General features: G+C 48.0%; 22 protein-coding genes and 1 tRNA gene. 11 read left to right on the forward strand and 12 right to left on the reverse strand.

Going from position 1 to position 21,429, the window contains the following annotated elements; genetic code table 11:
• The first annotated feature begins 113 nt into the window (after nucleotides 1-113).
• Both IE117_RS16265 and pheA read left to right on the forward strand, forming a co-directional pair.
• Entirely contained in the window at nucleotides 114-1,982 is a 1,869-nt protein-coding gene (locus IE117_RS16265) for a DNA topoisomerase IV subunit B (RefSeq protein WP_189565542.1), read from the forward strand.
• A 132-nt stretch (nucleotides 1,983-2,114) separates the two neighbouring features.
• Nucleotides 2,115-3,188 (forward strand): prephenate dehydratase, encoded by a 1,074-nt coding sequence (gene pheA, locus IE117_RS16270; RefSeq protein WP_189565543.1) that lies wholly within the window; start codon nucleotides 2,115-2,117, stop codon nucleotides 3,186-3,188.
• 38 nt (nucleotides 3,189-3,226) lie between these two features.
• On the opposite strand, the gene IE117_RS16275 is transcribed toward pheA, so the two are convergent.
• From IE117_RS16275 to IE117_RS16310, 8 genes are all read right to left on the reverse strand, one after another.
• On the reverse strand, nucleotides 3,227-4,156 hold the full coding sequence (locus tag IE117_RS16275; RefSeq protein WP_189565544.1) for a bifunctional riboflavin kinase/FAD synthetase: 930 nt from the start codon (nucleotides 4,154-4,156) through the stop codon (nucleotides 3,227-3,229).
• Entirely contained in the window at nucleotides 4,153-4,863 is a 711-nt protein-coding gene (gene truB, locus IE117_RS16280; RefSeq protein WP_189565545.1) for a tRNA pseudouridine(55) synthase TruB, read from the reverse strand. The genes IE117_RS16275 and truB overlap by 4 nt, the downstream gene beginning before the upstream one ends.
• A gap of 2 nt (nucleotides 4,864-4,865) precedes the next feature.
• Complete coding sequence (locus IE117_RS16285; RefSeq protein ID WP_189565546.1) at nucleotides 4,866-5,645, reverse strand: undecaprenyl-diphosphate phosphatase; 780 nt, start codon at nucleotides 5,643-5,645, stop codon at nucleotides 4,866-4,868.
• Entirely contained in the window at nucleotides 5,642-5,857 is a 216-nt protein-coding gene (locus IE117_RS16290; RefSeq protein ID WP_189565547.1) for a DUF3098 domain-containing protein, read from the reverse strand. The genes IE117_RS16285 and IE117_RS16290 overlap by 4 nt, the downstream gene beginning before the upstream one ends.
• Nucleotides 5,858-5,976: 119 nt before the next feature.
• The gene (locus tag IE117_RS16295) at nucleotides 5,977-6,855 is read right to left on the reverse strand and encodes a cell division protein FtsX (protein WP_189565548.1); all 879 of its coding nucleotides are present in this window, start codon (nucleotides 6,853-6,855) and stop codon (nucleotides 5,977-5,979) included.
• 283 nt (nucleotides 6,856-7,138) lie between these two features.
• Complete coding sequence (locus tag IE117_RS16300; protein ID WP_189565549.1) at nucleotides 7,139-7,738, reverse strand: bifunctional nuclease family protein; 600 nt, start codon at nucleotides 7,736-7,738, stop codon at nucleotides 7,139-7,141.
• A 128-nt stretch (nucleotides 7,739-7,866) separates the two neighbouring features.
• A complete protein-coding gene (locus tag IE117_RS16305) occupies nucleotides 7,867-8,832 on the reverse strand; it encodes an electron transfer flavoprotein subunit alpha/FixB family protein (RefSeq protein ID WP_189565550.1) in 966 nt (321 codons plus the stop codon).
• Between the two features lie 86 nt (nucleotides 8,833-8,918).
• A complete protein-coding gene (locus tag IE117_RS16310; RefSeq protein WP_189565551.1) occupies nucleotides 8,919-9,656 on the reverse strand; it encodes an electron transfer flavoprotein subunit beta/FixA family protein in 738 nt (245 codons plus the stop codon).
• Nucleotides 9,657-9,754: 98 nt separating this feature from the next.
• On the opposite strand from IE117_RS16310, the gene IE117_RS16315 reads away from it, so the two are divergent.
• From IE117_RS16315 to IE117_RS16325, 3 genes are all read left to right on the forward strand, one after another.
• Nucleotides 9,755-10,084, forward strand: a complete 330-nt coding sequence (locus tag IE117_RS16315; protein WP_189565552.1) for a tetratricopeptide repeat protein — start codon at nucleotides 9,755-9,757, stop codon at nucleotides 10,082-10,084.
• Between the two features lie 33 nt (nucleotides 10,085-10,117).
• Nucleotides 10,118-11,044: a YihY/virulence factor BrkB family protein gene (locus IE117_RS16320; RefSeq protein ID WP_189565553.1), complete on the forward strand. Its 927-nt coding sequence runs from the start codon at nucleotides 10,118-10,120 to the stop codon at nucleotides 11,042-11,044.
• 185 nt (nucleotides 11,045-11,229) lie between these two features.
• Complete coding sequence (locus IE117_RS16325) at nucleotides 11,230-11,586, forward strand: hypothetical protein (protein WP_189565554.1); 357 nt, start codon at nucleotides 11,230-11,232, stop codon at nucleotides 11,584-11,586.
• Here the strand turns inward: IE117_RS16325 and IE117_RS16330 are convergent.
• The 3 genes from IE117_RS16330 to IE117_RS16340 form a co-directional block, all read right to left on the reverse strand.
• Nucleotides 11,579-12,412: an SUMF1/EgtB/PvdO family nonheme iron enzyme gene (locus IE117_RS16330; RefSeq protein WP_189565555.1), complete on the reverse strand. Its 834-nt coding sequence runs from the start codon at nucleotides 12,410-12,412 to the stop codon at nucleotides 11,579-11,581. The genes IE117_RS16325 and IE117_RS16330 overlap by 8 nt on opposite strands.
• 66 nt (nucleotides 12,413-12,478) lie before the next feature.
• Nucleotides 12,479-13,300, reverse strand: coding sequence for a purine-nucleoside phosphorylase (locus IE117_RS16335; protein ID WP_189565556.1), 822 nt, complete (start codon nucleotides 13,298-13,300; stop codon nucleotides 12,479-12,481).
• Nucleotides 13,301-13,417: 117 nt separating this feature from the next.
• On the reverse strand, nucleotides 13,418-14,659 hold the full coding sequence (locus IE117_RS16340) for a BaiN/RdsA family NAD(P)/FAD-dependent oxidoreductase (protein WP_229581029.1): 1,242 nt from the start codon (nucleotides 14,657-14,659) through the stop codon (nucleotides 13,418-13,420).
• Between the two features lie 116 nt (nucleotides 14,660-14,775).
• Between IE117_RS16340 and IE117_RS16345 the strand changes: the two genes are divergently transcribed.
• On the forward strand, nucleotides 14,776-15,807 hold the full coding sequence (locus IE117_RS16345; RefSeq protein ID WP_189565557.1) for a DNA/RNA non-specific endonuclease: 1,032 nt from the start codon (nucleotides 14,776-14,778) through the stop codon (nucleotides 15,805-15,807).
• 46 nt (nucleotides 15,808-15,853) lie between these two features.
• Here IE117_RS16345 and IE117_RS16350 read toward each other — a convergent pair whose 3' ends face one another.
• The gene (locus tag IE117_RS16350) at nucleotides 15,854-17,116 is read right to left on the reverse strand and encodes an asparagine synthetase B (RefSeq protein ID WP_189565960.1); all 1,263 of its coding nucleotides are present in this window, start codon (nucleotides 17,114-17,116) and stop codon (nucleotides 15,854-15,856) included.
• A 107-nt stretch (nucleotides 17,117-17,223) separates the two neighbouring features.
• Here IE117_RS16350 and IE117_RS16355 point away from each other — a divergent pair, with 107 nt between their 5' ends.
• From IE117_RS16355 to IE117_RS16375, 5 genes are all read left to right on the forward strand, one after another.
• Complete coding sequence (locus IE117_RS16355; protein WP_189565558.1) at nucleotides 17,224-18,468, forward strand: ABC transporter permease; 1,245 nt, start codon at nucleotides 17,224-17,226, stop codon at nucleotides 18,466-18,468.
• A gap of 76 nt (nucleotides 18,469-18,544) precedes the next feature.
• Nucleotides 18,545-18,628, forward strand: a tRNA-Leu gene (locus IE117_RS16360).
• 342 nt (nucleotides 18,629-18,970) lie between these two features.
• Complete coding sequence (locus IE117_RS16365; RefSeq protein ID WP_189565559.1) at nucleotides 18,971-19,309, forward strand: P-II family nitrogen regulator; 339 nt, start codon at nucleotides 18,971-18,973, stop codon at nucleotides 19,307-19,309.
• A gap of 185 nt (nucleotides 19,310-19,494) precedes the next feature.
• Entirely contained in the window at nucleotides 19,495-20,736 is a 1,242-nt protein-coding gene (locus tag IE117_RS16370) for an ammonium transporter (protein ID WP_189565560.1), read from the forward strand.
• Nucleotides 20,737-20,958: 222 nt separating this feature from the next.
• The gene (locus IE117_RS16375) at nucleotides 20,959-21,381 is read left to right on the forward strand and encodes an OsmC family protein (RefSeq protein WP_189565561.1); all 423 of its coding nucleotides are present in this window, start codon (nucleotides 20,959-20,961) and stop codon (nucleotides 21,379-21,381) included.
• Nucleotides 21,382-21,429: the final 48 nt, after the last annotated feature.

Genomic DNA, 21,429 nt, shown 5'->3' on the forward strand with positions numbered 1-21,429 from the left:
ATAAAGATTTTCTATTTTTTGGAAATTATCAGGCGCATTATCTTTGTTAACGTAGCAGGATTCCTTATCATTATCTATTCTCAATTTATTAATATAAAAAGGCCACGCCTTCTATGGCAGAAAATAACGTAACCTACGACGAAAGCAGTATCCGGTCACTCGACTGGAAAGAACACATCCGACTCCGCCCCGGCATGTACATCGGCAAACTGGGCGATGGCGCCTCGGTGGACGATGGAATTTATGTTCTGGTCAAGGAAATCATGGACAACTCCATAGACGAGCACATGATGGGCAACGGCAAGACAATCGAGATCAAGATTTCCGAGCATCGGGTGGAAGTCCGTGACTACGGACGCGGAATCCCGCTTGGCGCAGTCATCGACTGTGTATCAAAAATAAATACCGGAGGTAAGTACGATTCCGGCGCTTTTCAAAAATCGGTAGGTCTGAATGGTGTTGGTACCAAGGCCGTGAATGCTCTTTCCAATTATTTCAAGGTGCAATCGTACCGGGACGGAAAAACAAAGTGGGCCGAGTTTGAGGAGGGGATACTGCTCAGAGAATCCAAGGAAGAAACTACCTCACAGCGAAATGGTACTTTTATAGCCTTCGAACCAGACGGACAGATATTCAAGAACTTCAAGTACATTCCGCAGTACCTGGATAGCATGATTCGCAATTATTGCTACCTGAATGCGGGGCTGACGATTTCGTTCAACGGGCAAAAGTACTTTTCCCAAAATGGCCTGCTGGACCTACTGCGCGATAACTCCGATGAGGAGGCGATACGCTACCCGATTATCCATTTGAAAGGTGAGGATATCGAACTGGCCATGACTCACGGTAACCAGTACGGCGAAGAATATTATTCCTTTGTTAACGGGCAGTACACTACGCAGGGCGGTACGCACCTTAATGCGTTCAAAGAGTCTATTGTAAGGGTGATGCGGGAGCACTTTGGGAAGGATTACGCGACGGAGGATGTGCGAAGCTCCATTGTGGCGGCCATCGCCATCCGGGTGCAGGAACCGATTTTTGAGTCCCAAACCAAAACCAAGCTCGGCTCCAACACACTTTCGCCTGACCCCAATAGCCAATCGGTACGGTCGTTCGTCAATGATTTTATCAAAGAGCGCATCGACAACTACCTTCACATGCACCCCGAAACGCGCGACGCCATCAAGAAGCGCATTGAACAGTCGGAGAAGGAGCGCAAGGAATTGGCAGGTATCAAGAAACTCGCCAACGAGCGGGCCAAAAAAGCCAATCTGCATAATAAAAAACTGCGCGACTGCCGTCAGCACCTTACCGACGCTAAGCTCGATGAACTTCGCTTCAGCACCACGTTATTTATCACTGAGGGCGACTCGGCCAGCGGTTCGATTACCAAGTCGCGTGATGTACAGACTCAGGCTGTTTTCAGTCTGCGAGGCAAGCCGCTCAATTGCTTCGGGTTGACCAAGAAGGTGGTGTATGAAAACGAAGAGTTTAACCTGCTTCAGCACGCCCTTGACATTGAGAATGGCATCGAGAACCTGCGCTTCAACCGCATCGTGATTGCCACCGATGCCGACGTGGACGGTATGCACATCCGGTTGCTGATCATGACTTTTTTCCTGCAGTTCTTTCCGGATCTTGTCAGGAACGGCCACCTTTATATTCTGGAAACGCCCCTTTTTCGGGTCAGGAATAAAAAGGAAACCATTTATTGTTATTCGGAGGAAGAAAAACAAAATGCCATCGAGAAGCTGGGCAGCAAACCCGAAATCACCCGGTTCAAGGGCTTGGGTGAAATTTCGCCCGAGGAATTCGGTAAATTCATCGGCGAGGATATGCTGCTCGAACCTATTATCCTGCAAAAAGAAACCTCCATTCAAAAGCTCCTGACTTATTTCATGGGCAAAAACTCTCCCGACCGCCAACGCTTCATCATCGACAATCTGAAGGTGGAGAAAAACGTGGAAGAGATGGCTGCTTAATTAATTTGGAATTAGTGCATGTGGATTTACAGGGCTGCCCGAGCGGTGAATACTGCTTTCGCCAAACTGCTCAGATTATCGCCTGGCACCCCCGTCCGACATTCCCTAATTCCGACATTCTAACATTGAATTTTGGATTTACAAGAATTAAGAAAACGCATAGACAGTCTGGATAACGAACTGCTGTCGCTTCTCAACGAGCGGATGGGGTACGTGAAAGCCGTGGGCGAATTGAAGCGTTCCCAGAAGACCGTTATTTACCGGCCCGAGCGCGAAAAGCAGATTCTGGATCGCCTTGGCAAGCTGAACGATGGGCTGTTGTCGCGGTCGGCAATCGAAGCGATTTTTTTGGAAATTTTCGCCGTAGCGCGGAACTTGGAATTACCTGAACGCATCGCTTATCTCGGGCCGGAGGGTAGTTTCACGCATCAGGCAGCAGAAAGCCGCTTCGGCGGTATGAGCGAATACCTGGTTCTGCCTACGATTCATTCCATCTTTGATGCCGTGGAGACCGGGCGCGCCCGCTTTGGCGTGGTGCCCCTGGAAAATAACCAGGAAGGTATGGTAGGGGAGACCGTGGATCTGCTACGGGAAAAAGAGCTGCACATAGCTGCGGAGGTACTTCTCTCCATCCATTTTGGCTTTGCTTCTTTCAACGACTCGCTGACTCAGATCCGCCGGATTTATTCTAAGGATATCGCTTTCCGGCAGTGCAGCACGTTTTTGCGGGAATATTTTGAAGACAATCGCGTCGAACTGATTCCGGTGGAGTCAACCTCAAAGGCGGCAAAACTGGCTTTCACTGAACCCGAATCTGCCGCGATTTGCTCGCACATCGCGGCGCGGCTTTATGGTGTTCCGGTGTTATTCGACAACATTGGCAACAGCGACCAGAACCGGACCCGCTTCCTGATCATCTCGAAAGATTTTCAGAACCAGAAAAGCCAGGCGGACAAAACTACCATCATCGCCAACTTGCCTAATACCAATAAGCCCGGCGTGCTTTTTGACTTCCTGAAAGATTTTTACGATCGGGGTATCAACCTCACCAAGATCGAAAGCCGTCCGCTACGACAAGGTTCGTCATTCCGCTATTGGTTTTTTGTGGAATTCGAAGGGCATTACGAAGATGGTCCCGTGCAGGAGATTTTAAAGAAGTACGGTAGTTTGATGAAAGTACTTGGTAGCTACGTGCGGATAAGTTGATTGCGTATGAATGATCAGGAGGGTTCTTATTCCCCTGATCATTCATTCAAGTATGTAATGGCTTTTTGTTGGTCTTCGGCTATTTGTGCTACCAGGTCATCTAGGTTCCCGAATTTCAACTCGGTGCGCAGGTAAGCGAGCAACTCGACACTCAGTTTCTCTCCGTAAATATCCTGATCAAAGTTGAAAAGGTTTACCTCGATGGTGCGGCTCGTGCCATCCACCGTAGGCCTGACACCGATGTTCAGCATCCCGTGGTGGACCTTTTCCTGGTGTTTGACTTTTACCACGTACACGCCATTGGCCGGAATCAGCTTGTAGTTTTCCTTCACATCGATATTAGCCGTAGGGTAGCCGAGGGTGCGTCCCAACTGTTTTCCTTTCACCACTACTCCCGAAAACTGATAAGGGCGCCCCAGCAGTCCATTGGCCACCGCTATGTCACCTGCCAGCAGGGCTTTTCGGATGCGGGTGGAACTGATGGCAAGTTCATCAATGTCCTGGCGCGGAATCTCCTCTACCTGAATACCGTAGTTTGGTGCCACCCTTTGAAGAAATTCGAAACTTCCCTCACGGTTTCTTCCAAAGCGGTGGTCGTACCCTATGACAAAACGTTTGGTACCGATACTTTCCACCAATACCTGCTGAATAAACTCTGTGGGACTCAGTTCTGAGAAGGCGCGGGTGAAGGGCAGTATGATAAGATGATCGATTTTTAACCCGCGGAAAAGTTCAATTTTCTCCTCAATTGTCGAAAGCAGTTGCAAGCCGTGGCTGTCTTCCGAAACTACCATGCGCGGGTGAGGCCAGAAGGTGAGCACTACCGTTTCGCCTTGCTGTTGTTTCGAAACTTCCGAGAGGCGGCTTAAAATCTTACGGTGTCCCTGATGAACGCCGTCAAAAGTACCGCTTGTCACCACAGCATTTTTCAGAGGAGTGAAAGATTCCAGGGAGTGGTAGACCTTCATGACGTCTTATCAAAGCCAAGATCGGCTCTTTTTTTCTGAATAAACTCTTCCAGCTGGCTCGCCTCGTCCACTCGGTATTCGCCAATGCGGGTGCGCCGTAAGGCGGAGAGATAGGCGCCGCTGTTCAGCAATTGCCCGAAATCTCTTACCAAACTACGCACATAGGTGCCTTTGGAACAGATGATTCTGAATTGGACTTCGGGGAAATTTTCAGAATTGACCTCAAAAAGCGATACCGTCACTTCACGAGGCTTGATCTCTACGGTTTCGCCCCGGCGGGCTTTTTTGTAAAGTCGCTCACCATCCACACGCACTGCCGAGTAGATGGGCGGTAGCTGCTGCAAAGTACCCGTGAGCTGACGGGCGCAGTTAGCCAGATCTTCTTTGGTGATGTGTTCAGTGGGGAATTCCTGGTCGAAGTCGGTTTCCAGATCCACCGAAGGGGTAGTTTTGCCCAGCACCAAAGTACCCTCGTACTCCTTTTCCTGAGCCTGATAGGAGTCAATCTGCTTGGTCATGCGTCCCGTGCACAGGATGAGCAGTCCCGTGGCCAGCGGATCGAGTGTCCCGGCATGACCGATTTTTTTAAATTTACACCCCCATTTTAACTTCTTGACCACATCGAAAGAAGTCCAGGTCAGAGGTTTGTCGATCAGAATCAACTCACCCTCATCAGGTGCTTCTGAATTTTGCGGATTTTGCCTCATGCCTAGACGATATCCAACTCATAGCCCATCGCAATCAAGACCAATAAGATGATTCCCAGTACAATACGGTAGTAGCCAAACACCTTGAAGCCATATTTTGTCAGGAAATTGATAAAAAACTTAATGGCAGCCATGGCGACGATGAAAGCCACCAAATTACCCAGTAGCAGGATTTTGATGTCCTCTGCCTGAATGATTTCGTAGGTTTTCAGAAACTTGTAGCCCGCCGCTGCGGCCATTGTAGGTACTGCCAGAAAGAAGGAAAACTCCGCTGACTGCTTGCGGGTAAGTCCCTGGAACATTCCACCAATGATGGTTGCCGCCGAGCGCGACACGCCGGGAATCATGGCAATGCACTGAAAAAATCCAATCTTCAGCGCTTCGGGGTAAGTTATCTCGCGGTCCTTGGGGTGGTCCTGAGCGATGCGGTCGATGAATACCAGCACGATGCCGCCTACCAGAAGCATAATCGCCACGACAACCACATTTTCCAGCAGCGCGTCGATATAATCGTTCAGCAGGAATCCAATAACGGCAGCGGGCAGAAACGCCACAAATAGTTTGTAGTAAAAATCGGTGGTTTGCAGAAAACGGCGGGTATAGAGCACAATCACCGATAGGATAGCTCCAAATTGAATGTTCACGGTGAACATCTTAACAAACTCGGAATGGCTGATTCCCATGACCGAGGAGGCGATGATCATGTGGCCCGTAGAGGAAATGGGCAAAAACTCGGTAATGCCTTCAATTATGGCTAAAATAATAGCCTGCCAAATGGTCATTGATTCGCCGGTTTACGCAGAATAGCCCAAAACTCAAAAATAAAACCCGCTACCGTGATAATGGGCCCGACCGTCAGCCCCAGTACCCCGAAGCCAAACTCTTCCTTATCCAGACTCATTAAGACAAAGCCAAGTAAAATAATGCCCAAACCAATGAGCATGAAGCGATAATTAGCCGCGTGGAACGGTAGGTGATCTTTGTTGGGAGTCATGTTTATTCAATTGATAATGGAAAAATAGCAATGGATAATGAGGAAACGGTCAACTTTTTGCAGAAACCCTATTGATGGGACGAAGAATAATAGTCCATTATCCATTGTCAACTATCCATTCAATAAAGGTCATCCAGTGACATTTTCAAATAGCGATGCAGCGATTGAGTGGTACTTACCATGCCGATGAGTATGCCTAATAAAACGAGCATAACCAGAACGACAGCCAGTTTTTCATATTCCTGCAACTGCGCCATACCTTCCACGTTTCTAACGGCAATCTGCTCTAAGATGATCAGGAAGAAAGAGGCCAACAGAGCGCTTACTACCCCTTGCGTGGCACCTCGCATTAAAAAAGGGCGTTGAATAAAGCCGTTCGTCGCGCCTACCAGCTGCATACTTCTGATCAAGAAGCGTTGGGAATAAATGGCGAGTTTAATGGTATTGTTAATAAGTAAAACAATGATTATCAGCATCACCAAAGCAAAGGAGGCCAGGACAATATATAGTTTGGTGATGTTTTTATTAATAGCATCAGCGAGGTTTTCCTGATACACTACTTCGTACACACCATTTATTTTTTCCAGATCCTGCTGTATGGCTTTAAGCCTTGATTCCTCGAAGTAATCTTCCTTCACTTTGACGCGGTAGCTATCGCGCAACGGATTTTCGCCCAAAAACGCCGTAAAATCCTCTTTGGTACCTTCCATGAAATCCTTTGCGGCCTGCTCTTTCGAAACGAAGGTAATGTCTGTACTGTCGCCAAGGGGCTGGACGTATGGTTTTTGTCGCACTTCCATCAGAATAGAATCACGTCCGGCCTCAGATAAGCTTTTGTCTACAAAGACGCTTACGTCAATGTTTTCGCGGATAATCGAGACGAGTTTCTTGGATTGAATCACCAGCATCGCGCAAAACCCGATGAGGAAAAGCGCTGCCGTAAGGCTGATGATAATCATGGTGTTGGGATAGCTCCCAATCTTTTTTTTCTTGGCCATTGATGCAATTCCCGGTGGGCGACTTATCGCAAAACTACTGATTTTAATTCGTCGGCACTGCGAAGTCGGGCTGACTTAACGATTTTTAACTTACCTGGAATCCGATTCCTTGAACTTGACCCAATCGGAGTATACTCAGGGTCTGGACCTACGTTATTTTTTGACACGATTCGTAAAACGATGAGATCGGGAAGCCGGACCGCCAAAGCTTTTATAGGCCATTCGTTTAAGGCAAAACACCTTCTGCTAAACCTCAAATGCCAAAGCTACAGGCAATAACAACTTAATTCCGCTTTTCCAACTCGTCCCGAATCTTGGCGGCTTTTTCGTATTCTTCCTTGGCAAGGGCCTCGTCCAGCATTTTCTGCAATACATCGTTGGACATATCACGGATTTGCTCATTGAAGGAACCTTTGGTTTTCAACGTTTCACGAACCAGGTCATCATCATCTGTTTCCTCTTCCTCGTTCAGAGCGCTCGCCACGATTCCTGCTTCCGAAAGAATGGATTCAAAAGTATAGATTGGAACATCGAAGCGTAGCCCAATGGCGATGGCATCAGAGGGGCGAGAATCTATTTCTACCTCGCGCAGATCATCGCCACAAACAATCTTGGCATAAAAAATACCCTCGCTGAGATCAGAAATGACGATTTCTTTGAGAGTGTAGTTGAGCCCTTCGGCGAATGACTTGAATAGGTCGTGGGTCATAGGGCGGTTGGGCACGATATTCTCGATTTGCACCGCGATGGCCTGTGCCTCAAATACCCCAATAATAATCGGCAGCCGGCGATTGCCCAGCTCCTCACCCAACACCAGGGCAAAAGAACCTGTCTGCGACTGGCTGGGCGAAAGGCCCAATATTTCTAACTTGATTTTTTTCACTAGACAAAGTTGAAGTCGGGTGAGATGCGAGAACATCGGCTTAGACTCCCCAGGGAAATAAAAACGCAAAAATAGAAAACCCGCCCTGCATTAAAAAATGCCGGACGGGTTGAATTTACTGTTAGTACTTATTTTGCAGCTTCTACAGCTTTTGTCAATCGAGGTAAAACGTCGAATACGTCACCCACGATGCCATAGTCGGCGGCCTTAAAAAACGGCGCTTCGGGATCTTTATTAATCACTACAATGCATTTGGAACCATTAACTCCGGCCAGGTGCTGGATCGCTCCCGAAATGCCGCAGGCTATATACAGGTTTGGGGCTACTTTGATCCCCGTCTGCCCGATGTGCTCGTGGTGAGGCCGCCAATCCAGGTCAGACACGGGCTTGGAACAGCCCGTGGCCGCGCCAAGGGCATCAGCCAGTTCCAAAAGTGGGTCCCAGTGATCAGGGCCTTTCATACCCCGCCCACCCGACACGATGATGTCGGCATCCGTGAGCGAAAGTTCGGAGCTGGCTTTCTCCACGTTCTTTACCGTTGCGGCAAAATCGGAGTCTTGCAGGGTAGGGGCGAACACCTCCACGCTGGCCGAAGCTTCGGTTGCCACCGCTTCCACCGCATTCTTACGAACAACCAGCACCTTAGTATCGGAATTTAGCTCCACGCTGGCGAAGGCTTTGCCTGTATAGATGGCACGGGTTACCGTGAAGCCCGAACTGGTGTCTGGTAGTTCTGTGACACCGGAAACAATTCCAGCTTTTAGCTTGGCAGCTACACGCGCCGCCACGGCATCACCTAGGCCCGATTTCGCCATGATGATAATTTTACTTCCTTCTTGCTCCACGGCCTGCGCAAGCACATTTGCATAGGCAAGGCTGTTTTCATGTGACAGCTTCCCGTCATTGGCATGCAACACTTTTTGAGCGCCGAACTTTCCAGCCTCCTTTAAAGCACTTTCTTCGGCAGAGCCTATGGCGAGTACAGTGGCCGTGGTTTGGGTACTTTCGGCGACTTTCGAGCCGTAATAAATGGCTTCCAGCGAAGATTTCTTGATGGAGCCGTTATCGAGTTCTACAAATATGATTACTGACATTTTCTTTGAGTCTTGAGTGATGAATTCTGAATGACGAGTGCAGGGAAATTTTCAAATTGCCCAGATGGCCCCTACACCATTCATTGTTATAAAACTTTCGCTTCCGTTCGCAGCAGTGCTATCAGTTGTTCAGCATCCTCAGCTGCGATCATTTTACATTCACCTTTCGGAGCGGGTAAAGTGTACTTTTTCAGGACTGTCAAATCATCCATTGGCGTAGCTGGCACCACGTTCAGCGGCTTAGAGCGGGCGGTCATTATGCCACGCATGTTCGGGATTTTCCATTCCGCGATTGGTTCCTGACAGCCTAGTACCAATGGAAGATCAGCTTCCAGGAATTCTTTGCCCCCATCGATCTCCCGGGCAAATTCAGCTTTTCCATCGGTAATCTCGAGCTTCATTACCGGGGAGTAGGAGGGGATGCCCAGCATCTCGCCCACCAGTCCGTGGACTACGCCGCTGTTGAAGTCGATGGACTCACGGCCCATCAAAATAAGATCATAAGAGTTTTTCTGCGCAATCTCGGCGATCTGAGCAGCCACGAAATAGGAGTCAGTAGGTTCAGTGTCGATGCGGATAGCGTCATCAGCACCTATGGCCAGAGCCTTTCGGATTTGGGGATCGCTGTCGCTGGTACCGACGTTCAGCACGGTTAAGCTGCCGCCATGCTGCTCTTTCAGCTCTACGGCGCGAGCCAGAGCGTAGTCATCGTACGGACCAATGATAAACTGTACGCCAGTTTTGTTGAATTGCGTGTTGTCTTGAGTAAAGCTTATCTTCGCCGTGGTATCCGGCACGGATGTAATACAAACGAGTATTTTCATAATTCGGTAGTCAATATATTGCTGACTTTATTAAAAATGGTCTAGTGGTTGCGAATATACGGAAATATAATAATAGTATGCAAGCATAACACTTTTGTATGGAAACATCGTTCCTCGAAAAACTCTTGTCATTTTACGAAGAAGATCCTGACGACCCCTTCAACCTGTATGCATTGGCTCTGGAGTATCAGAAATCCGATGCCACCAAAGCAGCGGAATTTTACAGGCAACTCCTGACCGATCACCCTGACTACTTGCCTACTTACTATCATGCGGCACAATTTTTTAGTGGATTGGAGGAGAACGAAACGGCAGAATCCATCTATAAAAAAGGGATAGAATTGGCTGTCAAGCAGCAAAACAGCAAAGCTCACCTGGAATTAAGTCGTGCTTACCGGACCTTTGAAGACGAGCAAATGGAGTGGTGAGTATTTTCTTTACCAAAAAATAAACAGCGCAATATGAATTTACCTGATCCTGTAAAGAAGTACTTCAACATTATTAAGGACGCCGGAGGACAGTTCATGGATGATCAGGGCATGAAACTGAGTGCAGCTTTATCCTACTACACTATATTCTCGCTGGCTCCCATGCTGCTGGTCATGATTTCTGTACTTAGTATCTTTTTCGGACGAGATGCGATTCAGGGACAGGTTTTCGACCAGATCAATGGTCTTGTAGGATCAGAAGCTGCCTCTCAGCTGCAAGAAATATTGAAAAATGCCAGTCTTTCTGATAAATCGGGAGTGGCAGCGGCAATCGGAATAGGTACTTTATTGATTGGTGCTACCGGAGTTTTTGCCGAAATTCAGAGTTCCATCAATTATATCTGGTCTATTGAAGCACGGCCTGAAAAAGGGTGGCTTAAATATCTAAAAACGCGCTTGCTTTCTTTTTCTCTAATTCTGACTTTGGGCTTTTTGCTCTTGGTTTCACTTGGCGTGAACGCATTGCTCGACTTGTTAGGGCAAAGCCTGGAGAAATATTTTTCCGAGGCATCAGTTATCTTTTTCTATACCCTTAACCTTGGCATTTCGCTTTTAGTCATTACTACCCTTTTCGCGGTAATTTTTAAAGTATTGCCTGATGGTAAAATCCGCTGGAAAGAGTGCTTTGTGGGAGCGGCATTTACGGCTATCTTGTTTGGAATCGGTAAGTTTGGAATCAGTTTCTACATAGGTCAATCGAATCTGGGGGCCACCTACGGTACATCGGCCTCAATTATCATCCTACTGCTCTGGGTATATTACTCCTCAATCATATTGTATTTCGGTGCGGAGTTCACTAAAATCTATGCCAATTCTGACGGTACCCACATCCAGCCTGCTGCTCATGCCGTGCTAATTGAAAAGCGAGTGGTAGGAAAGGATACGATGAAAGGGAACTGAATTGGACGAAGAATTTGAGAGATAAATTGCATTTTAGGGGTTTTTGAGGTACCTTGCACGATAACCGAATTTTCTGATTCTGTTTCGCAGCAGATTCTTTCTCGCAAAAACCCTCATACTTAGAGATTTTATTTATTCACATCGCTTTCTTTATTAGCCAGGAGAGCGAATAATTTTATGCCTATATGGAAAAAGACGGATTCATTGAAAGCGTAGTCAAATGGGCGCAATCCCACGGATTTAAAGAAATCAAAGCGAATATTGAAGGCTTTGACACGCCAAAATCATACGAGCGTACCCAAGACAATCAGGTGTTTACGCCTGATGTAACGGGGACCAACATGTTCAACAAGCACTATCTTGAAGTATCCCTCAAGAATGACAAAATGATGAAGGATATCTCCAAGTGGAAGTTGCTGAGCGAACTTGCCAGCATGAAAGGCGGAAAGCTTTATCTGATGGCCCCCCGTGGCCACGTCCGCTACACCCGTGACGTCATCAGTCAACATAATATACCTGCCGAAGTCGTAAAGATTAGTTAAGAGCTTTCACGCAGCGAAAGCCTACATGGCATAGGCTTGTTTCAGTTGTTGAGGATGCGGTGTTTCCAATTTTGAAACCATGGCATACCGCCGGATCACACAGGTAGGAACCTCCTACCTGTATTTTTTCGCCCGTTTCGTCCGTGACCGACGCATCTTTCCACTTCGTAGTCCACTGCCACACGTTGCCTCCCATGTCGGCCATTCCTAGTTTGTTCACCCCGAACTTGCCAACGGGTGAAGTATACAGAAAACCGTCTTCTACGGTGTTATAGGTAGGGAAACTCCCTTGCCAGAAATTGGCTTTATATTCCCCGTCCTGGATCCAGTTTTCACCCCCCCAGGAGTAGATCTCTTTTGCTTCCAGACCATACCGGGCCGCCAGAAACCATTCTTTGGCGTCCGGAAGCCGCTTGCCCGCCCACTCCGCGTAAGACGTTGCGTCATTCCACGACACTTGGGTAACGGGATGGTCTGGCTGAGCATCGGGACCATCGGGGCCGAAGGGATGTAAATAATTGGCTCCTTTGACCAATGACCAAGTACCTGTCTTGACATCGAACACTCCTGCGTCGCCGAACCGTTCGGCCTGAGTGACGAACTTAGTAGCTTCCACGAATTTCTGGAACTCGGCTACGGTTACGGGAGTCTTGTCAATGAAAAAAGCATCGATTTCTTCACCTTCCTCGCTTTCACCCGCCGGTACGAAAACCATTCCCTCCGGGACCACTTCGGGTGCCTGCTTGTTATCCCTGCGATCACAGCTGCTTAGAAATGTCGCAATCGGGAAAAGTAGTAAAAGTAGTCTTAAAGAAAGAAATTTCATTTTTTGTTCAGAGTGATCAGTCAGGAATTCACAAACGAAAGACAGGGTTGCCTGCATTCTAATATCCTACAACTGCCCAATCATTTCTTTTATTATCAATGTCATGTTTGGTTCTGCCTTTTTCGCGGCAGCTATGATCTTGGCGATATCTGCTTTTTCCAGTTTTTCAGGAATGCCCATATCCGTAATAACGGACAGGCCAAAGCAGCGCAGGTGCATCTGCCGGGCTGCCAGAATTTCCGGTACGGTACTCATGCCTACGGCATCGGCGCCCAGCATACGCAGCATCCGGTATTCTGCCCGGGTTTCCAGATGGGGGCCGGGGACACTTACATAAACTCCGGCGTGAATGCTTAGCTTCTTTTCACGTGCGATACCCAAAGCCATAGAAACCAAGGCCGGATCATACGGATCGCACATATCAGGAAAACGGTCGCCGAGCTCATCAAGGTTGGGACCAGTGAGTGGGTTTTGAGGGAGAAAGAGGCTGATGTGGTCTTTGATGATCATCAGGTCGCTCAACTTGTAGAGGTCGTTCATTCCACCTGCTGCGTTGGAGACCATCAGTGTGTGAACGCCAAGAAGCTTCATGACACGGACCGGAAAAGCAACCTGCTGCATGGTATAGCCTTCGTAATGATGGAAGCGGCCCTGCATGCATACGACTCTTTTGCCCGTAAGGGTGCCGAAGAAAAGTCTGCCGGAATGAAATTCGACGGTGGCTACCGGAAAATTGGGTATCTCGTCATAGGAAATCTCGTAGGCAACTTCAATGTCGTCAACGAGAGAACCAAGCCCGGTGCCCAGAATGATACCGATTTCGGGTTCAAATTTATTGGTAAGGTCGTTCAGGAAGTTTGATGTTTCCTTTATTTGAGGATAAGTCATTATTTGTCAGTAAGCTAAGTGAAGGTATTGGACTAGCCGAAAGCCCCAGGTACTATCCGGCTAAAAACGAAGTTAGGAAAAAGGGGCTGGGTAATTCAGATTTACGCTCGATAAGCATTAATCCAAAGCTATATTTTTCCCGGCAATATAACCAGTTGTCCATGCATTTTGAAAATTAAAGCCGCCGGTAATGCCATCGACATTCAGTACTTCGCCTGCGAAGTACAATCCGGGAATACGACTGCTTTCCAAAGTAGTTTGATTCACCTCGTGTAAAGCCACGCCACCCGCTGTCACGAACTCCTCCTTGTAGGTACTTTTACCATGGATATCGAATTGGCTATTTGTCAAAGAGTTGGTCAATCGGTTCAAAGACTTATTTGAAATTTCCGCCCAACGAGTCGCAGTATCAATTTCGGAATTTTCCAGAAAAGCCCGCCAAAGGCGGAGCGGGAGTCCGAAACGGGCGTAGGTAGCCACCATTTGCTTGGGGTTTGCTGCCTTCTCCTGCATAAGCCGCTCCCTCACCTCCGCTTCGGTCTGTCCAGGTACCCAATTGATGCGGCAGCAAAAGACGTATTGCTTGTCAGCCAGCACACGTGCGCCCCAGGCGGATAGTTTAAGCACGGCCGGGCCACTAAATCCCCAATGTGTGATAAGTACCGGTCCGCGCCATTCTAATTTAGTGCCCATAATTTTGACCCCGGCATCCTGTACCGAAACACCTGATAAGGGAAGCAGGTAGTTGCCGGGAGCATTGAAAGTGAACAGAGAAGGTACCGGAGGCTCAACCTCATGAGCGTGTTCAGCCAGCCAGGTAAAACTTTCAAGCTTGGGATATCCGCCCGAGGCAATCAATAGTCGGTCGGCTGCCAAGGTAGTGTTATCGGTTAAGTTGAGATCGAAACTTCGTCCCTCTTCCTGATAGCAAAACGATTTGACGGCCGTACTTGTCCTGACTTGCACGCCATTTTTTCTTGCTTCGCTCATCAGGCAATTCACAATCGTTTCTGAGGAGTTGCTAACCGGAAACATCCGACCATCGCCTTCCGTTTTCATGATAACGTTCCGGGCCGCAAACCAATCTATGGTGGATTGCACATCGAATTGGGGTAAGAGTTGTTTTAGGAAACGCTCGCCCCTGGGATAATTCTTGACCATCAAACGATTATCGAAGCAGGCATGAGTAACGTTGCAGCGTCCCCCACCAGAAATGCGCACCTTGTTCAACACCGTTCGATTTTTTTCAAGGATGATTATTTCCGATTCCGGACTGTGTTCAGCGGCTGTAATTGCCGCTAAAAAACCCGCTGCCCCGCCCCCAATAATAACAATTCGCATGGTAGTTAACGTGTGCATTTGAAATTGCGTCGACTGCGCAGCCATTGCCGTCGCCAACAAGAAAAAAGGTACAGTATCCTGGGATCCGATACCGGAGAATTTCGCTTTCGTACCTTTGTGCAAAAAATCACAGAATGGCTCAATACCGGCGGCGGGGTTTTAGAATGCCCAACAATACTTTACTACTCCTGATCATCTTTTTTACGATTGGGCTTTTTCTTCATTACGGAGGCAAAAGCCAACCGGTGGTTGCTTTCTGGGAAAATGTTAAGTCCATATTCACGGATCAGAATCTGCCAGACAACAATCCCTACAAAGCGCCTGAGCCGACTGACTATGATACTCTGGCAGTGGATACTCAACCCCCAGCGAATCCGGCCGGTTCAAATCAGGCAAAAAAACCATCATCCGGCTTCAAAGAAAAAGTAAAACGACAGGAAGCAGAAATTTCCGACGCGGAATTAACACGCATCGTCAACCAACGCGATTTTTTTCTGCCCGCCATTGGCTCCAACGACCAGCTCGTGAGGCGGGTGGGTTATACTTTGAAATATGTGGAAAAGTATGAGCTGTCTGCCTGGGTTGCCTATACTTTACAACAAGAGCAAATTGATGGCAAAGAGGAGAGGGAAAATGAATTCATGCCCGACCCGGCAGTTGAAAGCGGCACAGCGGTAAGCAGTGACTACACCCGCAGTGGCTACGATCGAGGGCACCTGGCTCCCGCTGCCGATTTCAAAAACTCGTATCAGGTAATGAAAGAAACCTTTTATATGAGTAACATATGCCCGCAGCAACCACAATTCAACCGGGGAATCTGGCTCGAATTGGAAAAAATGGTCCGGGCCTGGGCTTATAAATACAAAAAAGTGTATGTAGTGACGGGGCCGGTACTACAGCCGGGCTTACCCACCATAGGCCGGTTGAACAAGGTGGCCATACCCAGGCAATTCTACAAAGTGGTACTTTACGTCAATCCGCCCTACGTGAAAGGGATCGCCTTCCTGATGGATAATAAACCATCAAAAGAACCCCTGACGAAGTTCGTAGTACCCATCGACGAGGTGGAAAGGCTTACCGGGGTTGATTTCTTCCCGAAACTACCTGACTCGATCGAAGACAAAGTGGAAGCCAGAAGCGTGGCGGGGGAGTGGTATCGGCTGTAAGGCTATGGATTGTCAGGATTTTGGCGTTTTATAAGTCAATATCCCTCTACGTTTTGAGCTTCTTTTTCTTTGCTGCCGGGAATAGGATGTTGTTCAGAATCAGCCGGTACCCTGCTGAATTAGGGTGTAAATTCAGATCGGTGGGTTCCTCACCGATACGGTGCTGGTAGTCTTCAGGGTCGTGGCCTCCGTAAAAGGTGAAGAGTCCCTTGCCATAGGTACCATGAATGTACCGGGCTTCGTGGGCCTGTTTCGTTTCAGCCAAAATAACTACCTCTGGCTTGATGTACTGATTTTTGTAAGCGGTAGTCTGCCCGAGAAAGCCTTTAATGAGCGTCTCATGGTTCTGGGTGAGCATGGTCGGAATCGGGTCCCACTTGGCCGAAAACTGGAAAAGTGTGAAGTAGTCGTTGTCTTCGTTCATGCCGCGCTCCTGTGGCTGATTGTCAATCGTAGAAAACTCGATCATGTACGGATCGGTATAAACTTTAAAATCCTTAAAGGCGAAAGTATCTTCGTATTTGAGCTTAGCGTTGGCGTTGGGATCGGCGGGATCACCATCGTAGGGCGACTCAACGATGTCCACGCCAGAGGAGGCAATGGCCAGGTCATACGTGTCGGTAGCATTGCACATGGCGAACATGAATCCGCCACCGGCTACGAACTCCTGTATTTTCTTTACCACGGCCAATTTCATGGAAGATACTTTCGCGAAGTTAAACTTATCAGCTATTTGCTCCGACTCCCGTTTCTGCTCGCGGTACCAGGGGTAATCCTTGAAAGAGTAAAACTTACCGTACTGGCCCGTAAAATCTTCGTGGTGGAGGTGCAGCCAATCGTATTCGGGAAGTTTTCCATTCAATACCTCTTCATCGAACACCACATCGTAGGGAATCTCGGCATAGGTAAGTACCATCGTTACAGCATCGTCCCAGGGTTGTTTGGACTTGGGAGAATATACCGCTATCGTTGGGGGCTTTTGCAGCTTCACGGCGTCCATATTTGCATCGGGAGAAGCGATTTCGTTGAGAATCTGGGCGGCATTGCCCTCAGAAATCACTTCGAAACTCACACCGCGAATGGTCATTTCGGTTGCGAATTTCTGGGTGTAAGTGACCATGAAACTACCACCTCTGTAATTGAGTAACCAGTCGATTTCAGTATTGTAGGCTTTAAGTACCCAGAAGGCCACCCCGTAAGCTTTCAAATGGTTTTTCTGGGTATTGTCCATCGGAATCAGCAGCCGATTGGCCATTGAATAAGATGAAATAGCTAAAAAAATGATAAGCGGAACAAACAGCCGTATCATCGGCTTGATACTCTGACGCATCCTGTGCAGATTTACCTTATTGAATTTATTGATATTTTTCATAACGAATATATAGCAATTATTGTGCAAATCGTAGCCTCGGGCCAATGAATATCTTAGAAAACTTCCTGGAAGGACTGCGGTCTATCCAATCCAATATGCTCCGTACCGTTCTGACGGCCCTGATCATTGCCATCGGAATCACCTCGTTGGTAGGGATCCTCACCGCCATCGACGGCATTCAAAGTTCAGTGGACAGTAGTTTCGCTGATTTAGGAGCTAACACATTCGATGTCAGTAATTATTCGAGTGACAACCGGAGGTCGGGTGGTCGTAAGCAAAAGCAGTACGAAGACATCGACTACCGGGAGGCTACCGTGTTTGCCAACAATTTCAAGAACGATTATGGAGCTATGGTTTCGCTGTCGTCCCGAATTGGTGGAGCTATTCAGGTAAAGTACCTTTCAGCTAAAACAAACCCCAACGTTGTCATTACCGGAGCGGATGAGGATTTTCTGGCCATTAAGGGATATAAAATTGACAAAGGACGGAATTTCTCAAAAAGTGATCTGGAAAACTCGCTGAATGTGGCCATCGTAGGTCAGGAGATTGTCAAAACACTTTTCCCCAGGGAAGACCCCATGAATAAAGTTATCAGTTTCATGGGCGGACAATTCAAGATTATCGGTGTTCTGGAGAAAAAAGGGTCTCTGGGCGGTGGAACTGATGCCGACAGGATAATACTGGTGCCGCTGGAAACGGGACGCGCATTAGCGGCCAACCGACAGCTCACTTTCCAAATAACGGCCTCCGCTCCGGAAGTCAACGATAGCGAATATATAATTGAAGAGGCCCGGGGTCTTATGCGTCGTGTCAGAGGCGACGAGTTGGGCAACCCTGATTCGTTCGAGATCGAGCGGGCGGACGCGCTGGCCAAAAATTTCGAAGATATTACGGGGTATCTTCGTATGGGAGGCTTTGGTATAGGCATCATTACGCTTCTGGGCGCTTCTATTGCCCTGATGAATATCATGATGGTTTCGGTCACCGAACGTACCCGCGAGATTGGTATCCGGAAATCGCTCGGTGCCACCCCCAGGGTTATCCGTTTTCAATTTCTGATGGAGGCAATTGTAATCTGCATTCTGGGCGGATTAGCCGGTTTGCTTTTGGGGATCATGATTGGCAACATCATTTCTAACTCCATCAGCACTGATAGCGTTTTCATCGTCCCGTGGTTCTGGATGTTTATGGGAATCGTGGTGTGTGTGTTCGTAGGCGTTATTTCAGGAATTTATCCAGCGATAAAAGCCTCAAAACTAGACCCCATCGAAGCACTGCGTTACGAATAAACAAATAATTTTCCGGCACTTGCTTGGGAAATCTGGCTTTCTGCCTATTTTTGCCCTCCCAAAGCGCAAGCAATTGGCCCGGATGGCGGAATTGGTAGACGCGTTGGTCTCAAACACCAATGGGGTTACACCCGTGCCGGTTCGACTCCGGCTCCGGGTACAGGGACACATCCCCGCACGACACGTGCGGGGATTTTTTTGTGCCCTCTGCGCAACCTGAATCTTCATCAGGGCGATAATCGATTCTAATCATTATTACTTTATTTTTCATGTGGTTTATTTGGTGATTGACTAAATAAAAAAAATTAAATAGCTATGATTTTATAATTAATCAGAAAAATAATTGTAAGATTCGTATTAATACCCAATAAGATTTGGTTGATGCATAATTTTGTACTTTGTTTATGAATTCAAACTGGGTTTTCGTTCACGGAAAGTTTGAATTCTGAGAAAATACCAAGTAATCTATTGTTTTCATTTAACCAAACAGTCAAAAACCCTCATGAAAAAAGTAGAAGCAATTATTCGCAAAACCAAGTTTACCGACATGCAGGAATCTCTGCATGGGGCGGGAATCGACTTTATGACCTATTGGGAAGTCAGAGGGGTTGGAAAAGCCGTTGAGGAGAGATCCTACCGCGGGATTGTATACGACACAAGTACCATTGAGCGAATCATGGTGATTTTCTATTGCCAGGATCATATGGTGGAGCCTGCTATCAAAGCCATTATGGCATCGGCCAAAACGGGCGAAATCGGCGACGGTAAAATCTTCATTTCGGACGTAGAACGGGGCATAAAAATCCGTAACGCCGATGAGGGCGTGGACGCGCTGAATTAATTGTGAATTTTGACAGGGCAGCCCGCGCAGCGTGCGTGAATAGAAACGCAACAAAGTATCACGCAGGCTCTCTTCGAATTTACCAACCCATTCTGTCCACTTTCTCCCCATGACACCATATTTCTGGTTGGTGTCGTCCAATACTTACTCAATCACTCATTACCTCAATCACTCATTAAAATAATATGGAAGAGCTTTCTACTACCGTAGCTGACTTGTCAATGTCTCTGGACAATGTATGGGTTCTTATCGCTACCTGTTTGGTCATGTTCATGCAAGCAGGCTTTGCCCTGGTCGAAGTAGGGTTTACCCGCGCCAAAAACGCCGCTAACATTCTCATGAAGAATATGATGGATTTTTCCATCGGTTCATTGGTGTTCTGGATGATCGGCTATAGTATCATGTTCGGCGAGGATATTGGCGGATTCATCGGGCAGATCGACCTTTTCTACGGGCCTGATGAGGTCGACGGGTTGCCGCAGATCACTAAACTGATGTTCCAAACCGTTTTTGCTGCCACTGCCGCTACCATCGTGTCAGGAGCCATGGCCGAGCGGACGCGCTTTGGTGCCTACTTGATTTATAGCATTATTATTACCGTTGTCATTTATCCTATTTCCGGCCACTGGATTTGGGGCGGAGGCTGGCTCTCGGAGATGGGCTTTGTCGACTTCGCTGGTTCCACGGTTGTTCATTCAGTAGGTGGCTGGGCGGCTCTCATGGGCGCTGCTTTGCTGGGCCCTCGGCGTGGCAAATACGTCAATGGTCAGGCTCGCGCTATCCCTGGTCATAACCTGGTTTTGGGCGCCTTGGGCGTGTTCATCCTTTGGTTGGGCTGGTTTGGCTTCAACCCTGGTTCTCAATTGGCGGCGTCAGGGAAAGACAATGCCGTTGCCATTGCGCATATTTTTGCCACCACCAACCTGGCTGCTGCCGGGGGGGCAGTGGCCGCCATGATTATTTCCTGGATGCGATACAAGCGGCCATCGCTGAGCGTGACGCTCAATGGCGCTTTGGCTGGTTTAGTTGCTATCACGGCAGGCTGTGCCGCAGTTTCTCTGGCAAGCGCAGCTATTATAGGTCTGATTGCCGGCATAGTATTGGTGTTCTCGCTGGAGGTCATCGAGCGTACCCTTAAAATTGACGATCCGGTTGGTGCCATTTCTGTCCATGGCGTTTGTGGCGCATTAGGTACTTTGCTGGTGGGCGTGTTCGCCACAGACGGCGGACTGCTCAATGGCGGAGGGGCTGCCCTGCTTGGTGTTCAGGCCATTGGCGTATTCACCGTCATGGGATGGGTAGTAGGTACTTCATTCATCTTGTTCTACGTTATCAAAGCGACAGTTGGACTACGCGAATCACAGCGTGTAGAGGAGGAAGGGCTCGATATCTACGAGCACGGCGAAACTGTTTACAACATGGTGTAGCTGACGTCTCCCGCCAAGAGGCGGCTATTTCGTAACAGTATTAAAATGGAGCAAGGCCTTCCCTTATTTACGGGAAGGCCTTTTTTATATGGCAGAGTGTGCTGGCGATAATCAGCAAGCTCCCAAAGCGTCTTTATGACTTTATTGCTCCCAAGGAAACGCTTATTTGGCTAGACGTGTTGTTAAATCTTTAATTCTGATTAAACCAAAACTTAACCACGCATGATCAATCGTAAGGCAACTGCTGTATGGAAAGGAACCGGCAAAGATGGTTCCGGTAATGTGAGCACCCAAAGCACCGTACTGGATAACGCTCAGTATTCGTTTAAAACCCGCTTCGAAGAAGGCAAGGGTACTAATCCCGAAGAATTAATTGCGGCGGCCCACGCAGGCTGCTTTGCCATGAAGCTAAGTTTCGACCTGAATGAAGCTGGATTTACTGCCGACGAGCTGAGCGTAACAGCTACAGTATCTCTTGATCCCGGCAAAGGAGAAGTTGGCAAGAGTCATTTGGTACTTAAGGGTAAAGTACCAGGTATCGACGCGGAGCAATTCAAGACGATCGCAGAGGGATCTAAGAAGGAGTGCCCAATTTCCAAGCTGCTTAATGCTGAGATTTCGTTGGACGCCGAGTTAGTTTCCTAAGCAGATTTTTAATTTTCTTTTGTCAAAGCATCGTTTCCAGACGATGCT

Origin of the sequence: Persicitalea jodogahamensis, assembly GCF_014651615.1 — a bacterium.
GTDB classification, from domain to species: domain Bacteria; phylum Bacteroidota; class Bacteroidia; order Cytophagales; family Spirosomataceae; genus Persicitalea; species Persicitalea jodogahamensis.

What these genes read in the sequence shown, in the direction of transcription:
- IE117_RS16265 (WP_189565542.1), top strand. Translation starts at nt 114, where the DNA reads ATGGCAGAAAATAACGTAACCTACGACGAAAGCAGTATCCGGTCACTC.
- IE117_RS16275 (WP_189565544.1), bottom strand. Translation starts at nt 4,156, where the DNA reads ATGAAGGTCTACCACTCCCTGGAATCTTTCACTCCTCTGAAAAATGCT.
- truB (WP_189565545.1), bottom strand. Translation starts at nt 4,863, where the DNA reads ATGAGGCAAAATCCGCAAAATTCAGAAGCACCTGATGAGGGTGAGTTG.
- IE117_RS16285 (WP_189565546.1), bottom strand. Translation starts at nt 5,645, where the DNA reads ATGACCATTTGGCAGGCTATTATTTTAGCCATAATTGAAGGCATTACC.
- IE117_RS16290 (WP_189565547.1), bottom strand. Translation starts at nt 5,857, where the DNA reads ATGACTCCCAACAAAGATCACCTACCGTTCCACGCGGCTAATTATCGC.
- IE117_RS16295 (WP_189565548.1), bottom strand. Translation starts at nt 6,855, where the DNA reads ATGGCCAAGAAAAAAAAGATTGGGAGCTATCCCAACACCATGATTATC.
- IE117_RS16305 (WP_189565550.1), bottom strand. Translation starts at nt 8,832, where the DNA reads ATGTCAGTAATCATATTTGTAGAACTCGATAACGGCTCCATCAAGAAA.
- IE117_RS16310 (WP_189565551.1), bottom strand. Translation starts at nt 9,656, where the DNA reads ATGAAAATACTCGTTTGTATTACATCCGTGCCGGATACCACGGCGAAG.
- IE117_RS16315 (WP_189565552.1), top strand. Translation starts at nt 9,755, where the DNA reads ATGGAAACATCGTTCCTCGAAAAACTCTTGTCATTTTACGAAGAAGAT.
- IE117_RS16320 (WP_189565553.1), top strand. Translation starts at nt 10,118, where the DNA reads ATGAATTTACCTGATCCTGTAAAGAAGTACTTCAACATTATTAAGGAC.
- IE117_RS16325 (WP_189565554.1), top strand. Translation starts at nt 11,230, where the DNA reads ATGGAAAAAGACGGATTCATTGAAAGCGTAGTCAAATGGGCGCAATCC.
- IE117_RS16330 (WP_189565555.1), bottom strand. Translation starts at nt 12,412, where the DNA reads ATGAAATTTCTTTCTTTAAGACTACTTTTACTACTTTTCCCGATTGCG.
- IE117_RS16335 (WP_189565556.1), bottom strand. Translation starts at nt 13,300, where the DNA reads ATGACTTATCCTCAAATAAAGGAAACATCAAACTTCCTGAACGACCTT.
- IE117_RS16340 (WP_229581029.1), bottom strand. Translation starts at nt 14,659, where the DNA reads ATGCACACGTTAACTACCATGCGAATTGTTATTATTGGGGGCGGGGCA.
- IE117_RS16345 (WP_189565557.1), top strand. Translation starts at nt 14,776, where the DNA reads ATGGCTCAATACCGGCGGCGGGGTTTTAGAATGCCCAACAATACTTTA.
- IE117_RS16350 (WP_189565960.1), bottom strand. Translation starts at nt 17,116, where the DNA reads ATGATACGGCTGTTTGTTCCGCTTATCATTTTTTTAGCTATTTCATCT.
- IE117_RS16355 (WP_189565558.1), top strand. Translation starts at nt 17,224, where the DNA reads ATGAATATCTTAGAAAACTTCCTGGAAGGACTGCGGTCTATCCAATCC.
- IE117_RS16365 (WP_189565559.1), top strand. Translation starts at nt 18,971, where the DNA reads ATGAAAAAAGTAGAAGCAATTATTCGCAAAACCAAGTTTACCGACATG.
- IE117_RS16370 (WP_189565560.1), top strand. Translation starts at nt 19,495, where the DNA reads ATGGAAGAGCTTTCTACTACCGTAGCTGACTTGTCAATGTCTCTGGAC.
- IE117_RS16375 (WP_189565561.1), top strand. Translation starts at nt 20,959, where the DNA reads ATGATCAATCGTAAGGCAACTGCTGTATGGAAAGGAACCGGCAAAGAT.